22 protein-coding genes and 1 pseudogene are annotated in these 22,163 nt (G+C 72.1%); 12 read left to right on the top strand and 11 right to left on the bottom strand.

The window, feature by feature from the left end; all coding sequences use genetic code 11:
• Positions 1 to 133 precede the first annotated feature (133 nt).
• The 4 genes from IE168_RS10725 to IE168_RS10710 form a co-directional block, all read right to left on the bottom strand.
• Positions 134 to 400, bottom strand: coding sequence for a hypothetical protein (locus IE168_RS10725; RefSeq protein WP_189498113.1), 267 nt, complete (start codon positions 398 to 400; stop codon positions 134 to 136).
• A gap of 80 nt (positions 401 to 480) precedes the next feature.
• The gene (locus IE168_RS10720) at positions 481 to 1,779 is read right to left on the bottom strand and encodes an AmpG family muropeptide MFS transporter (protein ID WP_229823415.1); all 1,299 of its coding nucleotides are present in this window, start codon (positions 1,777 to 1,779) and stop codon (positions 481 to 483) included.
• Positions 1,776 to 2,600, bottom strand: coding sequence for an exodeoxyribonuclease III (locus IE168_RS10715; protein ID WP_189498110.1), 825 nt, complete (start codon positions 2,598 to 2,600; stop codon positions 1,776 to 1,778). The genes IE168_RS10720 and IE168_RS10715 overlap by 4 nt, the downstream gene beginning before the upstream one ends.
• 111 nt (positions 2,601 to 2,711) lie before the next feature.
• On the bottom strand, positions 2,712 to 3,923 hold the full coding sequence (locus IE168_RS10710; RefSeq protein ID WP_308430351.1) for a cytochrome-c peroxidase: 1,212 nt from the start codon (positions 3,921 to 3,923) through the stop codon (positions 2,712 to 2,714).
• Positions 3,924 to 4,046: 123 nt separating this feature from the next.
• On the opposite strand from IE168_RS10710, the gene pyrE reads away from it, so the two are divergent.
• A complete protein-coding gene (pyrE, locus tag IE168_RS10705; RefSeq protein WP_189498108.1) occupies positions 4,047 to 4,709 on the top strand; it encodes an orotate phosphoribosyltransferase in 663 nt (220 codons plus the stop codon).
• A 27-nt stretch (positions 4,710 to 4,736) separates the two neighbouring features.
• Positions 4,737 to 5,366, top strand: coding sequence for a hypothetical protein (locus IE168_RS10700; RefSeq protein WP_189498106.1), 630 nt, complete (start codon positions 4,737 to 4,739; stop codon positions 5,364 to 5,366).
• Positions 5,367 to 5,507: 141 nt separating this feature from the next.
• Here IE168_RS10700 and IE168_RS10695 read toward each other — a convergent pair whose 3' ends face one another.
• From IE168_RS10695 to coaBC, 3 genes and pseudogenes are all read right to left on the bottom strand, one after another.
• Positions 5,508 to 7,820, bottom strand: coding sequence for a phosphomannomutase/phosphoglucomutase (locus tag IE168_RS10695; protein WP_229823413.1), 2,313 nt, complete (start codon positions 7,818 to 7,820; stop codon positions 5,508 to 5,510).
• 16 nt (positions 7,821 to 7,836) lie between these two features.
• Positions 7,837 to 8,295 (bottom strand): dUTP diphosphatase, encoded by a 459-nt coding sequence (gene dut, locus IE168_RS10690; RefSeq protein ID WP_189498104.1) that lies wholly within the window; start codon positions 8,293 to 8,295, stop codon positions 7,837 to 7,839.
• Between the two features lie 26 nt (positions 8,296 to 8,321).
• A pseudogene (gene coaBC / locus IE168_RS10685) lies at positions 8,322 to 9,535 on the bottom strand (bifunctional phosphopantothenoylcysteine decarboxylase/phosphopantothenate--cysteine ligase CoaBC).
• 199 nt (positions 9,536 to 9,734) lie between these two features.
• Here coaBC and radC point away from each other — a divergent pair.
• The 7 genes from radC to IE168_RS10650 all read left to right on the top strand — a co-directional run bounded on the left by radC (position 9,735) and on the right by IE168_RS10650 (position 15,546).
• Positions 9,735 to 10,409, top strand: a complete 675-nt coding sequence (gene radC / locus IE168_RS10680) for a RadC family protein (RefSeq protein ID WP_189498102.1) — start codon at positions 9,735 to 9,737, stop codon at positions 10,407 to 10,409.
• A 106-nt stretch (positions 10,410 to 10,515) separates the two neighbouring features.
• A complete protein-coding gene (gene argS / locus IE168_RS10675; protein ID WP_189498100.1) occupies positions 10,516 to 12,204 on the top strand; it encodes an arginine--tRNA ligase in 1,689 nt (562 codons plus the stop codon).
• Positions 12,205 to 13,056, top strand: coding sequence for an SPOR domain-containing protein (locus IE168_RS10670; protein WP_189498098.1), 852 nt, complete (start codon positions 12,205 to 12,207; stop codon positions 13,054 to 13,056).
• Positions 13,057 to 13,163: 107 nt separating this feature from the next.
• Positions 13,164 to 13,919: an SDR family NAD(P)-dependent oxidoreductase gene (locus IE168_RS10665; protein ID WP_189498097.1), complete on the top strand. Its 756-nt coding sequence runs from the start codon at positions 13,164 to 13,166 to the stop codon at positions 13,917 to 13,919.
• Between the two features lie 52 nt (positions 13,920 to 13,971).
• Positions 13,972 to 14,436: a DMT family transporter gene (locus IE168_RS10660; protein WP_189498095.1), complete on the top strand. Its 465-nt coding sequence runs from the start codon at positions 13,972 to 13,974 to the stop codon at positions 14,434 to 14,436.
• A 118-nt stretch (positions 14,437 to 14,554) separates the two neighbouring features.
• Positions 14,555 to 14,911: a type II toxin-antitoxin system prevent-host-death family antitoxin gene (locus IE168_RS10655; RefSeq protein ID WP_189498093.1), complete on the top strand. Its 357-nt coding sequence runs from the start codon at positions 14,555 to 14,557 to the stop codon at positions 14,909 to 14,911.
• A gap of 2 nt (positions 14,912 to 14,913) precedes the next feature.
• On the top strand, positions 14,914 to 15,546 hold the full coding sequence (locus tag IE168_RS10650) for an ATPase (RefSeq protein WP_189498091.1): 633 nt from the start codon (positions 14,914 to 14,916) through the stop codon (positions 15,544 to 15,546).
• A gap of 253 nt (positions 15,547 to 15,799) precedes the next feature.
• Here the strand turns inward: IE168_RS10650 and speA are convergent, their stop codons facing one another.
• Entirely contained in the window at positions 15,800 to 17,689 is a 1,890-nt protein-coding gene (speA, locus tag IE168_RS10645) for an arginine decarboxylase (protein WP_189498089.1), read from the bottom strand.
• Positions 17,690 to 17,882: 193 nt separating this feature from the next.
• On the opposite strand from speA, the gene speE reads away from it, so the two are divergent.
• Entirely contained in the window at positions 17,883 to 18,737 is an 855-nt protein-coding gene (speE, locus tag IE168_RS10640) for a polyamine aminopropyltransferase (protein WP_189498088.1), read from the top strand.
• Positions 18,738 to 18,752: 15 nt separating this feature from the next.
• Here speE and IE168_RS10635 read toward each other — a convergent pair whose 3' ends face one another.
• Genes IE168_RS10635 through IE168_RS10625 form a run of 3 tightly spaced genes read right to left on the bottom strand, consistent with a single transcriptional unit; the run spans position 18,753 to position 20,171 of the window.
• On the bottom strand, positions 18,753 to 19,064 hold the full coding sequence (locus tag IE168_RS10635; RefSeq protein WP_189498086.1) for an AzlD domain-containing protein: 312 nt from the start codon (positions 19,062 to 19,064) through the stop codon (positions 18,753 to 18,755).
• On the bottom strand, positions 19,064 to 19,801 hold the full coding sequence (locus tag IE168_RS10630) for an AzlC family ABC transporter permease (protein ID WP_189498084.1): 738 nt from the start codon (positions 19,799 to 19,801) through the stop codon (positions 19,064 to 19,066). The genes IE168_RS10635 and IE168_RS10630 overlap by 1 nt, the downstream gene beginning before the upstream one ends.
• A 31-nt stretch (positions 19,802 to 19,832) precedes the next feature.
• Entirely contained in the window at positions 19,833 to 20,171 is a 339-nt protein-coding gene (locus IE168_RS10625) for a P-II family nitrogen regulator (RefSeq protein ID WP_189498082.1), read from the bottom strand.
• A 142-nt stretch (positions 20,172 to 20,313) separates the two neighbouring features.
• Between IE168_RS10625 and ubiK the strand changes: the two genes are divergently transcribed.
• Together ubiK and IE168_RS10615 are read left to right on the top strand one after the other, a co-directional pair.
• On the top strand, positions 20,314 to 20,610 hold the full coding sequence (gene ubiK, locus IE168_RS10620; RefSeq protein ID WP_189498080.1) for a ubiquinone biosynthesis accessory factor UbiK: 297 nt from the start codon (positions 20,314 to 20,316) through the stop codon (positions 20,608 to 20,610).
• A gap of 10 nt (positions 20,611 to 20,620) precedes the next feature.
• Positions 20,621 to 22,147 (top strand): YifB family Mg chelatase-like AAA ATPase, encoded by a 1,527-nt coding sequence (locus IE168_RS10615; RefSeq protein ID WP_189498078.1) that lies wholly within the window; start codon positions 20,621 to 20,623, stop codon positions 22,145 to 22,147.
• Positions 22,148 to 22,163 lie beyond the last annotated feature (16 nt).

The raw sequence follows: 22,163 nt of genomic DNA, 5'->3' as shown, positions 1-22,163 counted from the left end.
CTTCGGCACGCCCTGGTCGCGGCTATAGCCGCTCCTACAGTGGCGCATCCCGGTACAAGGGCGCGTCCCGGTACAGCGACGCATCCCGGTACAACGGCGCGTCCCGGCGCAGCGGATCGTCCCGACGCAACGGCTAATCCTGGCGCGGGGCGGCGTCGGGCACCTGTCCGATCAGCGAGAACACGCCATCGGGCACGCTCTCCAGCGCGGCGATCGCGGACAGCAGCACGTCGGCCTCGGAGGTGTCGAAGCCGAGCTTGCCGTCGCCTTCCACCGCGTACAGGCCCTGCTCGAGCAGGTGCTGCAGGGCATGCGACAGCGTCCAGCCGCGGCGGTCCGCCATGCGCTTGATGCGCTCCAGCAGCAGTTCGTCGATGTCCTTGAGCACGATGTCGGTCATGGCCGGCGCCCAGTGGTCCCCGCTCACGTCAGCGGCGCCATTGATAGTACGGCCCGCGCGCGGCGGCAAGGGGTGCGCGCTCATCGCGCGTCCTCCAGCGTCGCCCCGGCCTCGCCGCCCACGCGCACGCGCGGCTTGAGCCAGAAGAACAGCCCCACCGCCGGCAATGCGACCACGGCGGTGATCAGGAAGTAGGTGGCGTAGCCGCCGGCGCTCGATTCCACGATCGCGCCCGAGAAGAAGCCCAGCACCTTGCCTGGCAGCATGATCAGCGACGAGAACAGCGCGTACTGGGTGGCGGTGTAGCGCTGGTTGACCAGCGCCGACAGGTAGGCCACGGCCGCGGTGCCGAGGAAGCCCTGGGCCAGGTTCTCGCCCGAGATCACCAGGGTGAGCAGGCGGATGTCGCCGTCGGCGCCGATCAGCGCCAGGTACAGCAGGTTGCTGGCGGCGCCGAGGATGATCGCGGCCAGCAGCGGCCAGTGGATGCCCCAGCGCGCCACCGCCACGCCACCGAGGAAGGCGCCGGCGATGCCGACCCAGATGCCGTAGACCTTGGTCACCGCGGCGATCTCGGTCTTGCTGAAGCCCTGGTCGAGGTAGAACGGGCCGATGATGCCGCCGACGATCGCCTGGTCGGAGATCTTGATCGACAGGATGAACAGCAGCACCACCAGGCCGATGCCGCCGCCGAAGCGGCGGAAGAAGTCGGCGAAGGGTTCGACCACGCCCTCGCGCAGGCCCGCCGCCCAGCCCTCGGTGCGCACGCGCACCACGTCGGGCTCGCGCGCGACCAGGCACGCCAGCATCGGCACCACCATCAGCGCCGCCATCACCCGGTACACGTTGGGCCAGGCGGCGTGGTCGGCCAGCACCAGGGCGAGTGCGCCCGACGCGATCAGGGCGATGCGGTAGCCCAGCGAGTACGTCGCCACCAGCGCGCCCTGCGCCGAGGCCGGCGCGATCTCGACGCGGTAGGCGTCGACCGCGATGTCGAGCGTGGCGCCGGCGAAGGCCACCAGCAGCGTCAGCGCGACGAAGACCGCCAGCCGCTCGGGCGTCAGCGCGGCCATCGCCAGCAGGCCCGCCATCACCGCGCCCATCGCCAGCAGCAGCCAGCCGCGGCGCTGGCCGAAGCGCCCCAGCAGCGGCAGCCGCCAGCGGTCGACCAGCGGTGCCCAGACGAACTTGAAGGAGTACGCCATGCCGGCGCTGGCGATCATGGTGATCTCCTTCAGCTCGATCCCGCCCTCGCGCAGCCAGTAGGCGAGCGTGCCAGCCACCAGCAGGAACGGCAGGCCGGAGGCGAAGCCGAAGAAGAACATCGTCCACGCCGCCGGCTGCGCGAAGGCGCGCCAGGCCGAAGGCTTCGTGCTCATTCGCGGTAGTCCACGACCAGCGGCGCATGGTCGGAGAAGCGCGGCTCGCCGTGCACGGCGCAGGCCTCGATTCGTTCGGCCAAACCGGGCGTCACGAACTGGTAGTCGATCCGCCACCCGACGTTGTTGGCGCGCGCCGCGCCGCGGTTGCTCCACCAGGTGTACTCGGCGGCCTCGGGGCGCAGCACGCGCAGCGCATCGCGCCAGCCCTGCGCCGGCGGCTCGCACAGGCCGTCGCCGCAGGCGTCGGCGATCATGCCGTTGAGCCAGGCGCGCTCGGGCGGCAGGCAGCCGGAGTTCTTCTGGTTGCCGGTCCAGTTCCTGATGTCGTTGCGCGAGCGCACGATGTTCCAGTCCCCGCACAGCACGTAGTCGCGGCCGCTGGCCAGCCATTCGTCCAGGTGCGCCTTCAGCCAGTCCATGACCTCGAACTTGAAGCCCTGGCGCAGCTCGCCGGAAGAACCGGACGGGATGTAGAACGAGACCACGCTGAGGTTGCCGAAGCGCGCCTCGATGTAGCGGCCCTCGTCGTCGAAGGGCGCCCAGCCCAGCGCCGTGCGCACCTCGTCGGGCTCGCGGCGGCTGTAGATCGCCACGCCGCTGTAGCCCTTCTTCGTGCTCGCGTCCTTGAACCAGGCGCGGTAGCCCTCGGGCAGGAAGTCGGGATGCACGCCGTTGCCATCGGCGGCGGCGAGCTGGTGCTCCTGGGCCTTGGTTTCCTGGACGCAGAGGATGTCGGCGTCCTGGGCCCTGAACCAGTCGAAGAAGCCCTTGTTGGCGGCCGAACGGATGCCGTTGGCGTTGAAGCTGATGATGCGCATGCTGCTGCCGGTGCTGGAAAGACGGACGCGGCGGGCACAGGCCCGCCGCGGTCCAAGGTTAGCGCACCGGCGCCGGCGATGGCCGGCGTCTTCCCTCCTGTCGCCGGCGCCCTACTGCGCGACCGGCCGCGGGGTCGTCGCCGTGCTCGGCGGCAGGATCGGATACTCCACCGTCGGCTGGCGCCCGGTCAGGGTGCGCAGGAAGGCGGCGATGGCGCTGGCCTCGTCCCCGTCCAGTTCGCGGCCCAGCTGCGCCGTGCCCATGATCGCCACCGCCTGCTCGAGGTCCCAGACCTGGCCGGAGTGGAAATACGGCGCGGTCAGCTCGACGTTGCGCAGCGGCGCGGCGCGGAACACGTACTCGTCGCTGGCCGTGGCGGTCACCTCGAAGCGGCCCTTGTCGCCCGCCGGCAGGATCTCGGCGCCCGGGCGCTCGATCACGCCGAACGGGAAATAGGCCTGGCCGCCGAAGTTGCGCCCGTTGTGGCAGGAGGCGCAGCCCGAGGACACGAACAGCTCCAGGCCGCGGCGCTCGGTGGCGTCCAGCGCGGCGTCGTCGCCCAGCACCCAGCGGTCGAAGCGCGAGTCCGGCGTCACCAGCGTGGCCTCGAAGGCCTCCAGCGCGAACGCCATGTTGTCGAAGCTCACCGGCCGGGCCTCGCCCGGGAAGGCCTTGCCGAAGCGGTCGACGTATTCGGGGATGCTTTCGAGGGTCTTCACCACCAGCTCCGGGGTGCTGTTCATCTCGACGCTGGCCTGCACCGGGCCCTTGGCCTGCTCGGCGAGGTCGGCGGCGCGGCCGTCCCAGAACTGCGCGGCGTTGAAAACCGCGTTGAGCACGGTCGGCGAGTTGCGCGGGCCGCGCTGCCAGCCGTGCCCGATCGAGACCGGCACGTTGTCGGCGCCGCCGGTGCCGAGGCTGTGGCAGGTGTTGCAGGTGATGAGCTGGCTGCTCGACAGGCGGGGGTCGAAGAACAGCATGTGGCCGAGCTCGACCTGGGCGTCCGACAGCGGCTTGCCGCGCAGCGCCTCCACGCGCTCGGGGATGGTGCCGAACATCGCCGCGGCGGTGGTGCGCAGCGTGTTTCCGCCGCCGGCGGCCGCGGCGTCCGCCGGGTCCGCGGCGCCGGCGGTCGGCGCGGTACCGGGCACGCCTTCGACCGCCACCGGATCGCCGGCGGGCGGCGTGGCGGCCGCGGGCGCATCCACGGCCGTGGCGCCCCCGGCCACCGGGGCAGCGCGGTCGCCGTCCGTCTTCCCGCAGGCCACCGCCACCAGCAGGATGGCCGTGATCGCAAGCCCGAGCCTGGTCCGGTCGTACATGTCGCTCCTCCACAAGGATTCCGTCACGCCGACCATAGCCATGCCGTGTCCCCGGAGCGTTGATCCCGGTCAATGCACACCGGGTTGCTACCATGGCGCTCCCGCGACCGCCCTGCACACGCCATGCCCGACCACCGCACCCGGTTCCTGCGCCTGGCGCTGCAGGCCGACGCCCTGCGCTTCGGCGAGTTCACGCTCAAGTCCGGCCGCACCAGCCCCTATTTCTTCAACGCCGGGCGCTTCGACTCCGGCGCCGTGCTGGCCACCCTGGCCGCCTGCTACGCCGACGCCATCGATGCCGCGGGACTCGACTTCGACCTGCTGTTCGGCCCCGCCTACAAGGGCATCCCGCTGGCAACCGCGCTGGCCTGCGAATACGCCCGCCGCGGCCGTGACCTGCCGCTGGCCTACAACCGCAAGGAAGCCAAGGACCACGGCGAGGGCGGCACGCTGGTGGGCGCCGCGCTCGATGGACGCCGCGTGCTGGTGGTCGACGACGTGCTCACCGCCGGCACCGCCGTGCGCGAGGCGCTGGGGCTGATCCGCGCGGCGGGCGGCATTCCGGCAGGCGTGGCGATCGCGCTCGACCGCCAGGAAGTGCTCGACGAGGCCGCGACCGACCGGCGCTCGGCCGCGGCACAAGTGGCCGCCGGCGAGGGCGTGCCGGTGGTGGCCATCGCCAGCCTCGCCGACCTGCTTGCGTTCACCGGTGAAAGCGCGACACTGTCGGCCGAACGCGAGCGCCTGCTCGCCTATCGCGCGCGCTACGGCAGCGCGGCCACCTGATTCGACCGACCGGGGGGGACGGACACGATGAAGACCACCCGCTGCATCGCCGGCTTCCTGCTCGCCGCGCTGCCCCTGGCGGCCGCGGCGCAGAAGGCGCCCACGGACAGGAAACTCTACTGCTGGGACGAGAACGGCACCCAGGTCTGCGGCGACACGCTGCCGGCCGACGCGCTCGACCGCGCCCGCACCGAGATCAACGCCGCCAGCGGCAACCGCACCGGCGAAGTACCGCGCGCGCTGACCGCCGACGAGCGCGCCGCCGCGGCGCTGGCCGCCCGCGCCGCGGCCGAGGCCGAGATGGCGGAAGCCGAGCGCCATCGCCGCGACCTGGCGATGGTGGAGTCCTACGCCACCGAGAACGACCTGCGCCGCGCCTACGGCGAGCGCATCACCCTGGTGGAGGAAGCGCTGAAGACCTCCGGGCTCAGCATCACCAACCTGCGCCAGAGCCTGCTGTCGCTGCTGCGCCAGGCCGCCGAGCGCGAGCTGCTGGGGGAACCCGTGGGCAAGGCCCTGGCCGACGGGATCCGGGCCCAGCACGGCGACCTGGTGCGCCAGCAGGCGATCCAGCAGCGCCAGCTGGCCGACCGCGCCTCGCTGGGCAGCGACCTGGAGGGCGCGCTGGAGCGCTACCGGGCGATGAAGGGCGGCTAGGGCAGCAGCCGCCCCTGCCGTTGCAGGAGCCACCGGCACCCCCGCCTTTGCAGGAGCCGCCATGGCGGCGATCGCGGCCATGGCCGCTCCCACAGGACCGCTGGAGCGGCAGCGCAGGAACGGCAGCGCTAGAACGGAGCGCTAGAACGGCAGCGGAAGGTCGGGATCCACCGCCAGCAGCTGCTCCCGGAACATCCCGCGGATGCGCTCGAGCGCCTCCTCGCTGTCGGCATCGAAGCGCAGCACCAGCACCGGCGTGGTGTTGGAGGCGCGCACCAGGCCCCAGCCGTCGGGGAAGTCCACGCGCAGGCCGTCGATGGTCGACGGGCGCGCGCCGGCCTCGAACTTCGCCTGCGCCAGGAAGCGCTCGACGAAGGCGTGCGGGTTGCCGCCGGGCGCGTCGACCTTGATCTCGGGCGTGGCGATGCCGGTCGGCAGCGCCGCCAGCACCTCGCCCGGCGCCTCCGGGCGCGCGGCCAGGATCTCGAGCAGGCGCGCGGCGGCGTAGATGCCGTCATCGAAGCCGTACCAGCGCTCGCCGAAGAAGAAGTGGCCGCTCATCTCGCCGGCCAGCTCGGCTTCGGTCTCGCGCATCTTCGACTTGATCAGCGAGTGCCCGGTCTTCCACATCAGCGGGCTGCCGCCGTGGCGCAGGATGTGGCCCTGCAGGCGGCCGGTGCACTTCACGTCGTACACGATCACCGCGCCCGGATTGCGCTCCAGCACGTCGGCGGCGAACAGCATCAGCAGGCGGTCGGGGAAGATGTTCTCGCCATCCTTCGTGACCACGCCCAGGCGGTCGCCGTCGCCGTCGAAGGCGATGCCGAGGTCGGCGTCGAAGCGCTTCACCATGTCCACCAGGTCGGCCAGGTTGTGCGGTTCGCTCGGGTCCGGGTGGTGGTTGGGGAAGGTGCCGTCGATCTCGCAGAACAGCGGCTCGACGTGGGCGCCGATGGCTTCCAGCACGCGCGGCCCGATCTCGCCGGCGACGCCGTTGCCGGCGTCAACCACGACCTTGAGCGGGCGGTCGAGCTGGACGTCGGAGGCGATGCGTTCGACGTAGTCCCCGCCGATGTCGCGCTCGGTCACGCCGCCCGGCGACGGCGCGGTGTACAGGCGGTCCTCGGCCACGCGCGCGTACAGATCGGTGATCGCGGCGCCGGACAGCGTCTCGCCGCCGACCACGATCTTGAAGCCGTTGTAGTCGGGCGGGTTGTGGCTGCCGGTGACCGAGACGCAGCAGCCGGTGCGCAGGTGGTAGGCGCCGAAGTACACCACCGGCGTCGGCACCATGCCGATGTCGATGACCTCGCGGCCGGCCTTGCGCAGGCCGGCGGTGAGGCCGGCGACCATGTCCGGGCCGGACAGGCGGCCGTCGCGGCCGACCACGATGTCCTTCAGCCCCTGCTCGTGCATCAACGAGCCGATGGCGTGGCCGATCAGCTCGGCCACGCCGATATCCAGCGACTGGCCGACGATGCCGCGGATGTCGTAGGCACGGAAGATGCCGGGGTCGATCGCGACCGCCGACGCCTTCGCCTCGCGCACGGGCACCGGCGCGACGGCGGTTTCAGGGTCTTTCACGGGTTCCATTTCCAGGGTCTGCTCCAGGGTGGGGGAGGGTCCGGCCTCGTCCTCGTCGGCGCTGCCGACCAGGGACGGCAGGCGCGACAGCACGTAGGCCAGCAGCAGCAGGATCGCCGCGGCCACGAACGAAGGCACCGCGGCCAGGCCGAACAGCGCGGTAGGCCGCGGCGGCAGGCCGGCCGCCACGCGCAGGCCGGTCCCCGCCACGGGCACCGCCATGCGCTCGGCGGACTCCTTGTACGCGGCGTCGCCGCGCTCGGCCAGGGTGTATCCGCCCTGGCGCAGCGCCAGGTAGGTCGAGCCCGGCACGTCGACGGCATCGAGCCCCGCGGTGGCGCGCGCCACCGGCAGGCGGACGTAGGCGACGCCGGCCATCGCGTCGCCCACGCGCGCCGGCGCGGCCAGCGCCAGCCCGGGGCCATCGCCGTCGCGCACGACCCACAGCACCGGCTTGCCTTCGGTCATCGCGGCCTCGGCCACGGCGATGCGGCCGTAGCCGGCCTGCTCCGCATTGGCGTAGGCCTCGGCCAGGCCGGTGTCGAGGATCACCGCGTGTTCGAGGTTCGGCCAGTCGCGGCCGAGCGCCACGGCCGCGGCCGCGAAGTCGCCGGCGGCCAGGGCGTCGCGCACCGGTGCCGACGCCAGGCGCTCCTCGAAGCGCTCCAGTTCGCTCTGCAACGAGCGCGTCGTGGCCTGCGCCAGCGCATCACGGGTGATGCCGAGCTGGTCGCGGCGCGAACCGTCCTCCATCTGCCGCCAGCCGGTCCAGGCCAGCCAGCCAGCCAGCAGCACCAGCAGGACCGCCAGCAGCTGCAGCGCGCGCCGCGACTGCTGCACGGCCTGGCGCGTCTTGTTCGATGCCTTCACGTCGTTGCTCCCCGGGTCAGCGCACGCCGGTGTGGCCGAAGCCACCCGCCCCCCGCGCGCTCTCGTCGAAAGTATCCACCACCCGCAGCCCCGCGCGCACGACCGGCACCAGCACCAGCTGGGCGATGCGGTCGCCCGGCTGCACGGTGTACGCCTCGCGCGAGCGGTTCCACAGGCTGACCATGAGCGGCCCCTGGTAGTCGGCGTCGATCAGGCCGGTGCCGTTGCCGAGCACCAGGCCGTGGCGGTGGCCGAGGCCGGAACGCGGCAGCACCATCGCGCACAGGCCGGGATCGGCGATGTGGATGGCGATGCCCGACGGCACCAGCGCGGTGTCGCCGCCCGCGAGTTCCAGCGGGGCGTCGATGGCCGCGCGCAGGTCGAGGCCGGCGCTGCCGTCGGTGGCGTGCGCGGGCAGCGGCCATTCGCGGCCGATGCGCGGGTCGAGGATCTTCACATCAAGCGTGTGCGGCATGGCTGCGGGCGGTCCTTGTCGGTCGGTCACTGCAGGCGCGCGGCGACGAGGTCGAGCAGCGCGTCGGCGAGCGTGGTCTTCGGCGCCGGCCCGAGCACGCGCCCGCCACCGGCGTCCAGGACATGCAGCGTGTTGTCCTCGGCCTCGAAGCCGCTGCCGGGCATGCCGACCCGGTTGGCCGCGATCATGTCGACGCGCTTGCGGCGCAGCTTGTCGACGGCGTTGGCCTCGAGCTTGCCGGTCTCGGCGGCGAAGCCGACCACCAGGCGCGGGCGCAGCGCATGCGAGGCGACGTCGGCGAGGATGTCGGCGGTGCGCACCAGTTCCAGCACCAGCCCCGCGTCGCCGGGCGTCTTCTTGATCTTGTCCGCGGCGACCACGGCCGGGGTGAAGTCGGCGACCGCGGCGGCGCCGATGTAGACATCGGCCGGCAGCGCGGCCATCACCGCGGCGTGCATCTGCGCGGCGGAGCGCACGTCGCGGCGCTCGACGCCGGCAGGTGTGTCCAGCGCCACCGGGCCGGCGACCAGGATGGTCGTGGCACCGCGGCGCGCGGCGGACGCGGCGATCGCGAAGCCCATCCTGCCGCTGCTGCGGTTGCCGATGAAGCGGACCGGATCGATGTCCTCGTAGGTGGGTCCGGCGCTGACCACCACGCGCAGGCCGGCGAGGTCGCCGCTCATGCCGCGGGGGCCACGAGCGCGGCGACGATGTCCAGCGGCTCGGCCATGCGCCCCGGGCCCGACTCGCCCTCGGCCAGCGGCCCGTCCACCGGCCCCACCACACGCGCGCCGCGCTCGCGCAGCCGCGCCATGTTGGCCTGCGTGGCCGGATGCAGCCACATGCGGTGGTTCATCGCCGGCGCCAGCACCAGCGGCGCGGTGGTGGCCAGGCACAGCGTGGTCACCAGGTTGTCTGCGAAGCCGTTGGCCAGCTTCGCCAGCGTGTTGGCGGTGGCCGGCGCCACCAGCACCCGCGTCGCCCAGCGCGCGAGTTCGATGTGGCCCATCGCGGCCTCGGCCGCGGGATCCCACAGCGAGCTGCGCACGGTCTCGCCCGACAGCGCCTGGAAGGTGGTGGCGCCGACGAAGTGCGTCGCGCCCTCGGTCATCGCCACCCGCACCTGCGCGCCGGCGTCGCGCAGGCGGCGCACGAGGTCGGCGGACTTGTACGCGGCGATGCCGCCGCACACGCAGAGCAGGATGCGTTCGCCGTCGAGGTGGCTGTCGGCGCTGGCCATGCGTGCTCGGAGTGTCCTGACCCGGGAACGGTCCGACAGCTTACCCGAACGGCCGCGACCGGCCGGCGGCGGCGCAGGCGCCGATCGCGTGCAATGGACCCACGTCGGCTGCCGGTGCAGGCGCCCCCTGATCACCGCCACGCGGCTCCCCTGTCGTGGATGCACCGGCGGCCGACGACCATCCTCCTGGAGACCGCCCATGCACATCCGCGACTGGCCCAGCGGCGAACGCCCTCGCGAGAAGCTGCTGGCCCGCGGTGCCGCGGTGCTCTCGGACGCCGAGCTGCTGGCGCTGTTCCTCGGCTCCGGGGTGCGCGGACTGGACGCGGTGACCACCGCGCGCAAGCTGCTCGCCGACCACGGGCCGCTGCGGCGGCTGCTCGAGCTCCCGGCCGCCGAGCTGGTGAAGCTGCCTGGCCTGGGCCCGGCCAGCGCCTGCCAGATGGGCGCGGCGCTGGAGCTGGCCAGCCGCCACCTGGCCGCCCGCCTGGAGCGCGGCGAGGCCCTGACCGACCCACAGGCCGCCGGGCGCTACTTCGCACAGCGCCTGCGCGGCCACCCCAGCGAGGTCTTCGCCGCGCTGTTCCTGGACACCCGCCACCGCGCGCTCGCCTTCGAGGAACTGTTCCGGGGCACCGTCGACGGCGCCGAGGTGCACCCGCGCGAAGTCGTGCGCCGGGCGCTGGGGCACAACGCGGCGGCGGTGATCGTCGGCCACAACCATCCCAGCGGCAGCAGCGAACCCAGCGCCGCCGACCGCGCGGTCACCGCCCGCCTGAAGCAGGCCCTGCATCTGGTCGACGTCCGCCTGCTGGATCATTTCGTGATCGGCGACGGCGCGCCGGTGTCGCTGGCGGCGCGGGGCTGGGTCTAGCAACGCGTCCGGACGCCGGAGGCGGGGCCGGCGGTTCAGGCCCGGCAGCGGCCGCGACCAGCGCCTCGCGTACAATGTGCGGCCATACGTTCCCGCTGCGACCCCCGTGAAATCAACGCTCAAGGCCCTGGTCGAACAGGGCATCGCCGCCCTCCGCACGCAGGGCATCCTGCCTTCCGACCTGGCCACGCCCGACTTCGTGATCGAGCGGCCCAAGGAGCGCGCGCACGGCGACTTCTCCAGCAACGCCGCGATGCTGCTGGCCAAGCCCGCGCGCAGCAATCCGCGCGCGATCGCGCAGGCGCTGGCCGAAGCCATCGCCACCGGCGGCGACATCGCATCGGTCGAGATCGCCGGCCCCGGCTTCCTCAATTTCCGCCTCGCGCCCGAAGCCTGGCAGCGGCAGCTGCGCGAAGTGCACGCACAGGGCAAGGCCTTCGGCCGCAACGCCAGCGGCGCGGGCCGCGTGGCCGGCGTCGAATACGTCTCGGCCAACCCGACCGGCCCGCTGCACGTCGGCCACGGCCGCGCGGCGGTGATCGGCGACTGCATCGCGCGCGTGCTCGACGCCAACGGCTGGGACGTGAAGCGCGAGTTCTACTACAACGACGCCGGCGTGCAGATCGAGAACCTGGCGAAGTCGGTGCAGGCGCGCGCGCGCGGCATCCGCCCCGGCGACGCCGGCTGGCCGGAGGACGGCTACCGCGGCGACTACATCGCCGACGTCGCGCGCGCCTTCCTCGACCACGAGAGCGTCGAGGTCGAGGGCCATGTCGTGAAGGCCAGCGGCGACGCCGACGACATCGACGCCATCCGCCGCTTCGCCGTGGCGTACCTGCGCAACGAGCAGAACGGCGACCTGGCCGCCTTCGGCGTGGCCTTCGACGTGTATTTCCTGGAGTCCTCGCTGTACGCCGACGGCAAGGTCGAGGAGACCGTGCGCCAGCTGGTCGAACGCGGCCACGCCTACGAGGACGGCGGCGCGCTGTGGCTGCGCACCACCGCCTTCGGCGACGACAAGGACCGCGTGATGCGCAAGTCCGACGGCACCTACACCTACTTCGTGCCCGACGTCGCCTACCACCTGTCGAAGTGGGAGCGCGGCTACGAGCGCGCGATCACCGAGCTCGGCGCCGACCACCACGGCTCGCTGGCGCGGGTGAAGGCCGGCCTGCAGGCGCTCGACCGCGGGATCCCGCAGGGCTATCCCGAGTACGTGCTGCACCAGATGGTCACGGTGATGCGCGGCGGCGAGGAAGTGAAGCTCTCGAAGCGCGCCGGCAGCTACCTGACGCTGCGCGACCTGATCGACGAGGCCGGCCGCGACGCCACCCGCTGGTTCCTGGTGGCGCGCAAGCCCGACTCGCAGCTGGTGTTCGACATCGACCTGGCGCGCAGCCAGTCGCTCGACAACCCGGTGTATTACGTGCAGCTCTCGCACGCGCGCATCTGCGGCCTGCTGCGGCAGCTGAAGGAGCGCGGCCTGGGCTTCGACCTGGAGAATGGACTGGCCCAGGCGCTGGACCTGGACAACGCCGCCACGCTCGAACTGGTCACCTCGATCAGCCGCTGGCCCGAGCTCCTGGCCGCGGCCGGGCAGCTGCTGGAGCCGCACCTGGTCGCGCAGTACCTGCTGGAGCTGGCCCAGGCGTTCCAGTCGTATTACAACGACCACCAGTTCCTGGTGGACGAGGCCGACGTCCGCGACGGCCGCCTGGCGCTGGCGCTGGCCACCCGCCAGGTGCTGGCGAACGGACTGGCTGTGTTGGGCGTGCAGGCCCCGGAGGCGATGTAAGTGGCAGTCAAGCGTGGCAAGTCCCAGGCCCGGCGCACCGGCGGCGGCAGCGCACCGCTGCCGGGCTGGGCGTGGCTGATCATCGGCGTGCTGCTGACGATCGTGGTGGTGATGGCGGCCCCGAAGCTGCTCAAGACCGATGGCGAACAGGGCTTCTTCCGGCCCACGCCGAACCCGGACGCGACGCCGGCCGCCGCCCGCGCCGATGCCGGCGAGAGCGTGGCCGACGACGCCCCCGCGCCCGCCCGTGCGGAACGGCCGGGCGACGCCGAGCCGGCTCCGGCCGAGACGCAGTACGACTTCTACACGCTGCTGCCGGGCCAGGAAGTCGCCATGACCGACGCCGAACTGGCCGCCAGCGCGCGCGCCGAGCAGGCGCGCCGCGACGAACTGCTGGCGCGCGAACGCGCGGCGCAGCAGCGCGAGCTGGATGCCGACGCGGCCGACCTCGCGGCCGACGCGCCGGCGCAGTCCGGCCAGGCCACCGCGCCGCCGCGGCCCGCAGCCCAGGCGCCGGACGCGGCTCCGGTCGCGCGCGCGGCGCCTCCGGCCGCCTCCGCGCCGGCTGCCGCCGACGGCGTCCGCTACATTCTTCAGGCCGGCTCTTTCGCCAGCAACACCGACGCCGAGGCGCTGAAGGCGCGCATCGCGATGCTCGGCCTGGTCGCCCGCGTCGAGCAGGCCGAGATCGACGGCCGCGCCATGTACCGGGTGCGCANGCAGGCCGAGATCGACGGCCGCGCCATGTACCGGGTGCGCATGGGCCCCTACGGCACCGCGTCCGAGCTGGCCGAGGCCAAGCAGAAGCTCGGCAACGGCGGGCTTGAGGCGCTGGCGATCCGCGCCCGCTGACCGCGTTTCTTTGTGGGAGCGGCTACAGCCGCGATCGGGCCTCCGGAAGTCGATCGCGGCTGTAGCCGCTCCCACAGTAGAAGAAGCCGCGGCGTAGAATCCGGCGCATGAAAACCCTGCTCGTCACCGGCGCCACCGCCGGCTTCGGCGCCGCGATCGTCGAGCGCTTCGTCACCGGCGGCTGGCGCGCCATCGCCACCGGCCGCCGGCAGGACCGCCTCGACGCCCTCGCCGACCGCCTCGGCCGCGACCGCGTGCACACCGCCTGCTTCGACATCCGCGACGCCGACGCCATGGCCGCCGCGCTCGACGCCGTGCCCGCGCCCTTCCGCGACCTCGACCTGCTGGTCAACAACGCCGGCCTCGCGCTGGGCACGGCGCCTGCGCAGGCCTGCGACCTCGCGCAGTGGCGCCAGATGATCGACACCAACGTCACCGCGCTGGTCACGATCACCCACCGCCTGCTGCCGGTGCTGATCGAACGCCGCGGCGCGATCGTCAACATCGGCTCGATCGCCGGCGTATATCCCTATGCCGGCGGCAACGTCTACGGCGCCACCAAGGCCTTCGTCGAACAGTTCTCGCTCAACCTGCGCTCCGACCTGCACGGCACCGGCGTGCGCGTGAGCGTGATCGAGCCAGGGCTGGCGGAAACCGAGTTCACCCTTGTGCGCAACGGCGGCGACCAGGCCGCCTCCAACGCGCTGTATGCCGGCGCGCAGCCGATCACCGCGGCAGACGTGGCCGAGTCCACCTGGTGGATCGCCAACCTGCCGCCGCACCTCAACATCAACCGCCTGGAAGTGATGCCGGTGAGCCAGTCGCTGGCGGGGCTGCAGATCCACCGGGAGCCGGCGGCGTGACCGGCCGCGCGCACCTGCGTGGCCGGCAGGCGGCCGCGCACAGGTGCGCGCCATGAACCCCTGGCTGGCCATGCTGGCGATCGTGGCCATCGGCACACTGCTGCCGCTGCAGGGACTGGTCAACGCACGCCTGGCCGGTGCCCTGCACGGGCCGGTGATGGCGGCCTTCGTGTCCTTCCTGGTCGGAAGCGCGGTGCTGGGCACCTGGCTGCTTGTCGCGCGCACCCCATGGGGCGCCGCGCCCGACGCCCGATTTCCGGCCTGGATCTGGATCGGCGGCGTGCTGGGCGCGATCTACGTGGCCGTGTTCACCCTGCTGATCCCGCGCGTGGGCGCCGCGGCGGCGATCTGCCTGGCGGTGCTGGGCCAGGTGATGGCCTCGCTGTTGCTCGACCACTTCGGCGTGCTGCAGGCGCAGCGCCCCGCCGACTGGACGCGGGTGGCGGGCGCCGTGCTGGTGCTGCTGGGCGTGGTGCTGGTCGCCGCCCCCTGGAAATCCCCGCCCCCACCCCTGTAGGAGCGGCTACAGCCGCGACCTGCCCACCGCAGCCCACACGAGGCACGCCTAAAAAGACCACTCAGCCCAATCTGGCCAAAAAGGGTATATTGGATCCGGCCCACACCGGAGCAAACCCATGCCCGCCCCCTACCCGACCGACACCCTGGACGAAGCCCCCCGCACCCCCGCCTCCGACGTCAAGAAGCTCGGCTGGCGCGGCGTGATGAAGACCGTCCACCGCCACGGCAAGGTCGTGGTGACCAACCACAACGAGCCCGAGGCCGTGATCCTGCCGGTGGCCGAGTACGAGCGCCTGATGGAACGCGTGCAGGCTGCCGGCGAACGGGATCGCTCCGTGGTGGCCGAGCTTCGGGCCAGGTACGACGCGCGGCTGGAGGCCCTGCAGGCACCCGACGCCGGGGACAGGCTGCGCGACATCCTGCGCCGGCCGCTCGCACTGGATGGCAAGGTGATCGCCGGCGAGAACACCTAGGCATGTCGCGCCCACTGGTCTACGTCCTTGCCGGCGTCAACGGCGCCGGCAAGAGTTCCCTGGGCGGGCGAGCACTGGCGCAGTCAGGGCTCACCTGGTTCAACCCGGACGCGTACGCGCGCGACTGGAGCGTACTGACCGGCTGCCCGCTGGCCGAAGCCAACGGGATCGCCTGGCAGGAAGGCGTGCGCCGCCTGGACAAGGCCATCGTGCAGGGCCGCGACCACGCCTTCGAAACCACCCTGGGCGGCAACTCGATCGCGGCGAGACTGCGTGCCGCCACGGTCACCCACGACGTCGCCATGTGGTTCTGCGGACTGGACTCGCCGGAGCGCCACATCGAACGCGTGCGTTTGCGCGTGGCCGGTGGCGGGCATGACATTCCCTCGGCGAAGATCCACGAGCGTTATGTCTCCTCGCTTTCCAACCTGATCGCGCTGTTGCCGCACCTGTCGCAGCTGCAGGTCTATGACAACAGCGTGGATGCGAAGCCCGGAGCCCCCGTGCCCGACCCGCGGCTGCTGCTGCAGATGGAAGGACAAAGCATCACCTGGCCGACCGATATCGATGGATTCAGGACCGTCTCCGACTGGGCCAAGCCGGTCATGGAAGCGGCGCTGCAGCTGCAGGCTTGAGCCCAGCCACGCCTCCACAACCTGTAGGAGCCGCTACAGCAGCGATCGCAGCCGGGTCGCCAGCGACCCAGCCTTGCCATTTCAAGTCAGCCACGAACGGACCAAGGGCTTTGACGCATTCACCGAATGCCCGGAATGCGGCGCGGAAGCGGCATCACGCAATGCCACGATGCTGGAAGCAGTGATGGCACGAGCCGCGTTCAAGCTGCGAAAACGATCGTAGACCGTAGCGCGCCCGCCCGGACAACCGTCCTCACTCCAACGGCGAATCGTCCAGGTAGGTATAGCCCGTCAGCCCCGCCTCGAGCGCCTCGCGCAGACGCGCGGACTCGTCAGCCGGCAGCTTCGCCGCGGCAACCTTGGCGTCATAGCTCGCACGCAGGTCGTCGAGCGCATAGCCCACGTAATCCAGCATCACGTCGGTGGTGTCGCCACGCCTCTGCTGCACGATCGAATACCCGTCGCCCTCCACCTTGGCCTCGATCGCGTCGGTGTCGCCGAACAGGTTGTGGATGTCGCCCAGGATCTCCTGGTAGGCGCCGACCAGGAAGAAGCCCAGGCGGTAGCTCTCGCCAGGACGCAGCTCGTGCAGCGGCAGCGAGCTGTCCAGGTCCTCGTTCTCGACGTAGGAGTCGATCTTGCCGTCGGAGTCGCAGGTCAGGTCGGCGATGGTGCCGCGGCGCGCGGGCGCTTCGTCCAGGCGCTCGATCGGCACGATCGGGAACACCTGGTCGATCGCCCAGACATCGGGCATCGATTCGAACACGCTGAAGTTGACGAAGTATTTGTCGACCAGGCGCTCGTTGAGCTCGTCCAGCAGCGGGCGGTGGCTCTTCTCGTCGTAGGTCAGGCGCGCCTTCACCGCATGCGCGATGGCATAGAACAGGTCGTCGATGCGCGCGCGGTGCACCAGGTCGAGCTGGCCGAGCGCGTACAGGCTCAGGCCTTCGGCATGGTGGTGCGCGGCTTCGTGGAACAGCTCCACGGCCGGGCGCTCGTCGAGTTCGGCATGGAGTTCGCGCAGGTGGCGCACCACCGCGGGCTCGTCGTCGTGCGCGTCCGGCACGCGGCCTTCCGGCGCGGCCTCGACCTCGGAGACGTTGGCCACCAGCACCGCGTGGTGCGCGGTCATGGCGCGGCCGCATTCGGTGACGATGCGCGGCTGGCGCAGGCCGGCTTCGGCGCAGGCGTCGGCCAGCGGCTGCACGATGCTCGAGGCGTACTGGCCCATGCTGTAGTTGACCGAGTTGTAGCTGCGCGAGCGCGTGCCCTCGTAATCGATGCCCAGGCCGCCGCCGACGTCGACGTAGTCGATGTCCGCGCCCAGCTTCGACAGCTCGATGAAGTAGCGCGTGGCCTCGCGCATGCCGCGCGCGATGTCGCGCACGTTGGAGATCTGCGAGCCCATGTGGAAGTGCAGCAGCTTCAGCGCGTCGCCCATGCCGGCATCGCGCAGCGACTTCCACAGGTCCAGCAGCTGGCGCGGGGAGAGGCCGAACTTGGCCTTGTCGCCGCCCGAGTTCTGCCACTTGCCCGCGCCCAGCGAGGCCAGGCGCATGCGCACGCCGAGCACCGGCGCAACACCCAGCGCCTTCGATTCCTCCATCACCAGCTTCAGCTCGGAGGGCTTCTCGACCACGATGAAGACGTTCATGCCGAGCTTGCGGCCGATCAGCGCGAGCCGGATGTACTCGCGGTCCTTGTAGCCGTTGCAGATGACCAGGCCGCCCGGACGCGACAGCGCCAGCACCGCCATCAGCTCGGGCTTGCTGCCGGCCTCGAGGCCGAAGCCCTCGCCGGCGTGCGAGGCCAGGGTGCCGGCGACGCCGCGATGCTGGTTGACCTTGATCGGATAGACCGCCGTGTAGCCGCCCTGGTACTCCCAGTCCGCCTGCGCCTGGGCGAACGCCGCCTGCAGCGCGGCGAGGCGGTCGCCGAGGATGTCCGGGAAGCGCACCAGCATCGGCATGTTCGCGCCCTGCCCGAGCGCGTCGTCCACCACGTCGGCCAGCGCGATGGCCGGGCCGCCCGCGCCCTGCGGACGCACCACCATGCGGCCCGCCGCGTCGACGTCGAAATAGCCCGATGCCCAGTGCGGGATCGAGTAGGTCTTGCGGGCCTGGTCGATGGACCATGCGCTCATGGGCTGAAATCCGTGGGGCGTGGGGTGGGCCGCAATTGTAGGGCCGCTGTCGGCCAGCCACACGCCCGGGCCTGTCCGCAGCCTGTCGGAGCGTGCCCACCCGGCCCGGCCGGCGTCACTGCGTCGTCATGACGGAGGCGCGGCGCCCGCCCTACAATCCCCGCTTCCATCACGCTCCACGGACACCCGTCGCATGACCGCCCCGACCTGGCTTTACGAAAACTTCGACCCTTCCGGCTCCGCCATCGGCTTCCGGGTCACGCGCAAGCTCGACGAGGTGCAGTCGCCGTTCCAGAAGATCGAGATCTTCGAGTCGACCGACTGGGGCAACGTCATGCTGATCGACGGCGCGATGATGGTGACCACGCGCGACAACTTCCTCTACCACGAGATGATGTCGCACCCGGCGCTGTTCACCCATCCGGACCCGAAGCACGTGGTGGTCATCGGCGGCGGCGACTGCGGCACACTGCGCGAGGTGCTGCGCCACCCGGGTGTGGAAAAGGCCGTGCAGTGCGACATCGACGAGCAGGTCACGCGCATGGCGGAGAAGTACTTCCCCGAGCTGTGCGAGTCCAACAATGACCCGCGCGCGGAAGTGCTGTTCGACGACGGCATCGCGTACATGGCCAACTGCGCGCCGGGCAGCCTGGACGTGGTGATCGTGGACGCGACCGACCCGGTCGGCCCGGCCACCGGCCTCTTCAACCGCGCATTCTTCGAAAGCTGCTTCCGCGCGCTCAAGGACGACGGCATCCTGGTGCAGCAGTCGGAGTCGCCGCTGGTACTGCTGGATCTCATCCAGGACATCCGCGCCGAGATGGGCAAGGCCGGCTTCGACAGCTTCCAGACCCTGCCGTTCCCGCAGCCCTGCTATCCGTCGGGCTGGTGGAGCTGCACGCTGGCGCGCAAGGGTGGCCGCGGCTTCGATTTCCGCGAGGCGGACGCTGCGGCCAAGGGCTTCGCGACGAAGTACTACAGCGCCGGCATCCACAAGGCCGCGCAGGTGCTGCCGCCGTTCGTGGCCGAGGCGCTGGCGAAGGCCTGAGTCAGCGCGGCGCGCTCAGGGCAGGCCAAGCGCGCGCAGGGCCGCGGCTGCCGCGGCACCCACTACAACCACGGCGATGAACGGCAGCCGGCAGGCCAGCGCCAGCGCCGCGGCAAGCAGCGCGCCGGCGCGCGCATCCAGCGCCAGGCCGCCGCTGGACGCGAAGGCGTTGCTCGCGGTCAGCGCCGCCAGCAGGCCGATGGTCAGCAGCGCGGCGACGCGCACCATGCGCGGGCCCTGCAGCCAGCGCGCGGGCACCAGGTAGCCGGCAAGCTTGGTCAGCCACGCCACCGCGCTGGCCAGCAGGATCCAGCCCCACATCGACATCAGCCGCAACCCTCGCGCTGCGGCTGCGGCTGCGGCTCCGACTGCGGCTGCGGGTCCGGCTCCGATTGCGACGGCACCGGCCGCAGCAGCGCCCAGGCGGTGGCGACCGCGGCGGCGACCAGGATCGGCACGCCCGCCGGCAGCCACGGCAGCGCGACGATGGTGGCCAGCGCGCAGGCCACCGCCAGCGCCACCGGTTCGCGCCCGCGCAGCCGCGGCCACAGCAGGGCGAGGAAGGCCGCCACCGCGGCGCCGTCCAGGCCCCAGCGCTTCGGATCACCCAGCAGGTCGCCGGCCAGCGCGCCGACGGCGGTGAACAGGTTCCAGGCCACGAACACGCCGACGCCCGCGCTCAGGAATCCCCGGCGCTGCTCGGCCGGATCGCGCTGCCCGGTGGCGGCGGCGGTGGATTCGTCGATGGTCAGGTGCGCCGCCACCAGCCGGCGCCAGCCGCGCGGCGCGAACAGGCGGTTGAGCTGCATGCCGTAGACCGCATTGCGCACGCCCAGCAGGCTGGCGGCGCCAAGCGCTGCGGCTCCTGCGCCCCCGGCACCAACCACACCGATGAACGCGAACTGCGAGCCGCCAGTGAACATCAGCAGGCTCAGCGCCATCGTCTGCCAGAACGTCAGCCCGGCGGCCACCGCCAGCGCGCCGAAGGAAATGCCGTACAGGCCGGTGGCCAGCGAGATCGAGAGGCCGATGCGCTCGGCCGGCGTCAGGGGGCGTCGGAGCATGGAGATCGAGTCGTGCGGCCGCTGCGGCGGCTTACAGCGCGTCGCCGTCTATTTCGCCGGTGCGGATGCGCACCGCGCGCTCGAGCTCGTAGACGAAGACCTTGCCGTCACCGATCTTGCCGGTCGAGGCGGCCTTGAGGATGGCCTCGGTGACCAGCTCGGCCTGGTCGTCGGTGACCGCGACCTCGAGCTTGATCTTGGGCAGGAAGTCGATCACGTACTCGGCGCCGCGGTAGAGCTCGGTGTGGCCCTTCTGGCGGCCGAAGCCCTTCACCTCGGTCACGGTGATGCCGGCCACGCCGGCCTCCGACAGCGCTTCGCGCACGTCGTCGAGCTTGAACGGCTTGATGATCGCCATGATCATCTTCATCACGCGGCCTCCGCTTGCAGAGCGCGCAGGATACCGCGGCCCGGGCGTCGGACGGGCCTTTTCCCACCCCCACGCGCGCCTGCGCCCGATGGCGCGCGGCCAGCGCCCCGGCCACGCTGCAGGCCACACCGGAGAACCTCCCATGATCGACCTCGGACACATCGACGACCTCGCCCGGCGCCTCAGCGGCCTGGTGCCCCCCGGCCTGCGCGAGAGCCGCGAAGAGCTGCAGGAGAACTTCAAGTCCGTGCTGCAGGCGGGGCTGGCACGCCTGGACCTGGTGACCCGCGAGGAGTTCGACGTGCAGCAGGCGGTGCTGCTGCGCACGCGCGAGAAGCTCGAAGCGCTGCAGGCACAGGTCGCGCAGCTTGAGGCCCAGCTCGGCACCAGCGGCGGCACCGCGGCCGCGGCACCGCCGCAGCCTCAACAGCCGCACTGAGGCCACCGCCATGGCGGGACTCGCGATCGTGCACGGCCGTGCACGCGCCGGCGTGCGCGCGCCTGAAGTGACCGTCGAGGTCTACATGAGCGGCGGCCTGCCGAGGATGTCGATGGTCGGGCTGCCGCAGGCGGCGGTGCGCGAATCGAAAGACCGCGTGCGCGCCGCGATCCGTTGCGCGCAGTTCGAGTTTCCGCCGCGGGTCACCACGGTGAACCTGGCGCCGGCAGACCTGCCCAAGGGCGGCGGTCGCTTCGATCTTCCCATCGCACTGGGCATCCTCGCCGCCAGCGAACAGCTGCCGCGTAACGCCCTCGCGGGGCACGAATTCGTCGGCGAGCTCGGCCTGACCGGCGAGCTGCGCGCGGTCGACGGCGTGCTGCCCGCGGCACTGGCCTGCGGCGAAGCCGGGCGCGTGCTGGTGGTGCCGGCCGCGAACGGTGCCGAAGCCGCGCTGGCCCGCGGCGTGGACGTGCGGGTGGCGCGCACGCTGTCGGAGGTCTGCGCGCACGTGGCCGGGCAGCGCTCCCTGCCGAAGGCGGTGGCGGATGCCGAAGCCGTCGGTCCGGCACCGGGCATCCCCGACCTGGCCGACGTGCGCGGCCAGCTGCGCGCGCGGCGTGCGCTGGAGATCGCGGCCGCGGGAGGCCACCACCTGCTGCTGGCCGGAAGCCCGGGCTGCGGCAAGACCCTGCTCGCCTCGCGCCTGCCCGGCATCCTGCCCGAGGCCAGCGAGGCCGAGGCGCTGGAGACCGCGGCCATCGCCTCGGTCAGCGGACGCGGCATTGATCCCGCACGCTGGCGGCAACGGCCGTTTCGCGCGCCCCATCACACGGCCAGCGCGATCGCACTGGCCGGCGGCGGCAGCGAACCGCGGCCGGGCGAGATCTCGCTCGCGCACCACGGCGTGTTGTTCCTGGACGAACTGCCCGAGTGGAGCCGCCACGCGCTGGAAGTGCTGCGCGAACCGCTGGAATCCGGCACCGTGACCGTCTCGCGCGCGGCGCGGCAAAGCGAATTCCCGGCGCGCTTCCAGCTGGTCGCCGCCATGAACCCCTGCCCCTGCGGCTGGGCCGGCGACGCCTCCGGCCGCTGCCAGTGCGGCGTCGACGCCGTGCAGCGCTATCGCATGCGCGTGTCCGGCCCGCTGCTCGATCGCATCGACCTGCACGTCGAGGTGCCGCGCATGGCTCCGGCCGAGCTTCGCCCGGACGCCCCGCCGGGCGAACCCAGCGCCGTCGTCCGCGCCCGCGTCGAGGCCGCGCGCGGCTTGCAGCTCGACCGCGCCGGCGTGCTCAACGCCCACCTCGACCAGGCCGGCACCGCCGCCCACTGCCGCCTGGCCGCCAACGACCAGGCATTGCTGGAGCGCGCGATTGACAGCCTGCAGCTGTCGGCGCGCGCGATGCACCGGATCCTTCGCGTGGCGCGGACGATCGCCGACCTTGCCGGCAGCGAAGCCATCGGCAGCCCGCATCTGGCCGAGGCGCTCGGTTATCGCGGCTTCGATCCGCGGACGCAGGCGGCCGCGGCCTGAACCGGCGCTGGAAGAT

Source organism: Luteimonas padinae (assembly GCF_014652935.1).
GTDB lineage: Bacteria > Pseudomonadota > Gammaproteobacteria > Xanthomonadales > Xanthomonadaceae > Luteimonas > Luteimonas padinae.
This window is presented reverse-complemented; position numbering and strand designations above follow the sequence as displayed.

What these genes read in the sequence shown, in the direction of transcription:
- IE168_RS10725 (WP_189498113.1), bottom strand. Translation starts at nt 400, where the DNA reads ATGACCGACATCGTGCTCAAGGACATCGACGAACTGCTGCTGGAGCGC.
- IE168_RS10720 (WP_229823415.1), bottom strand. Translation starts at nt 1,779, where the DNA reads ATGAGCACGAAGCCTTCGGCCTGGCGCGCCTTCGCGCAGCCGGCGGCG.
- IE168_RS10715 (WP_189498110.1), bottom strand. Translation starts at nt 2,600, where the DNA reads ATGCGCATCATCAGCTTCAACGCCAACGGCATCCGTTCGGCCGCCAAC.
- IE168_RS10710 (WP_308430351.1), bottom strand. Translation starts at nt 3,923, where the DNA reads ATGTACGACCGGACCAGGCTCGGGCTTGCGATCACGGCCATCCTGCTG.
- pyrE (WP_189498108.1), top strand. Translation starts at nt 4,047, where the DNA reads ATGCCCGACCACCGCACCCGGTTCCTGCGCCTGGCGCTGCAGGCCGAC.
- IE168_RS10700 (WP_189498106.1), top strand. Translation starts at nt 4,737, where the DNA reads ATGAAGACCACCCGCTGCATCGCCGGCTTCCTGCTCGCCGCGCTGCCC.
- dut (WP_189498104.1), bottom strand. Translation starts at nt 8,295, where the DNA reads ATGCCGCACACGCTTGATGTGAAGATCCTCGACCCGCGCATCGGCCGC.
- radC (WP_189498102.1), top strand. Translation starts at nt 9,735, where the DNA reads ATGCACATCCGCGACTGGCCCAGCGGCGAACGCCCTCGCGAGAAGCTG.
- IE168_RS10665 (WP_189498097.1), top strand. Translation starts at nt 13,164, where the DNA reads ATGAAAACCCTGCTCGTCACCGGCGCCACCGCCGGCTTCGGCGCCGCG.
- IE168_RS10660 (WP_189498095.1), top strand. Translation starts at nt 13,972, where the DNA reads ATGAACCCCTGGCTGGCCATGCTGGCGATCGTGGCCATCGGCACACTG.
- IE168_RS10655 (WP_189498093.1), top strand. Translation starts at nt 14,555, where the DNA reads ATGCCCGCCCCCTACCCGACCGACACCCTGGACGAAGCCCCCCGCACC.
- IE168_RS10650 (WP_189498091.1), top strand. Translation starts at nt 14,914, where the DNA reads ATGTCGCGCCCACTGGTCTACGTCCTTGCCGGCGTCAACGGCGCCGGC.
- speA (WP_189498089.1), bottom strand. Translation starts at nt 17,689, where the DNA reads ATGAGCGCATGGTCCATCGACCAGGCCCGCAAGACCTACTCGATCCCG.
- speE (WP_189498088.1), top strand. Translation starts at nt 17,883, where the DNA reads ATGACCGCCCCGACCTGGCTTTACGAAAACTTCGACCCTTCCGGCTCC.
- IE168_RS10635 (WP_189498086.1), bottom strand. Translation starts at nt 19,064, where the DNA reads ATGTCGATGTGGGGCTGGATCCTGCTGGCCAGCGCGGTGGCGTGGCTG.
- IE168_RS10630 (WP_189498084.1), bottom strand. Translation starts at nt 19,801, where the DNA reads ATGCTCCGACGCCCCCTGACGCCGGCCGAGCGCATCGGCCTCTCGATC.
- IE168_RS10625 (WP_189498082.1), bottom strand. Translation starts at nt 20,171, where the DNA reads ATGAAGATGATCATGGCGATCATCAAGCCGTTCAAGCTCGACGACGTG.
- ubiK (WP_189498080.1), top strand. Translation starts at nt 20,314, where the DNA reads ATGATCGACCTCGGACACATCGACGACCTCGCCCGGCGCCTCAGCGGC.
- IE168_RS10615 (WP_189498078.1), top strand. Translation starts at nt 20,621, where the DNA reads ATGGCGGGACTCGCGATCGTGCACGGCCGTGCACGCGCCGGCGTGCGC.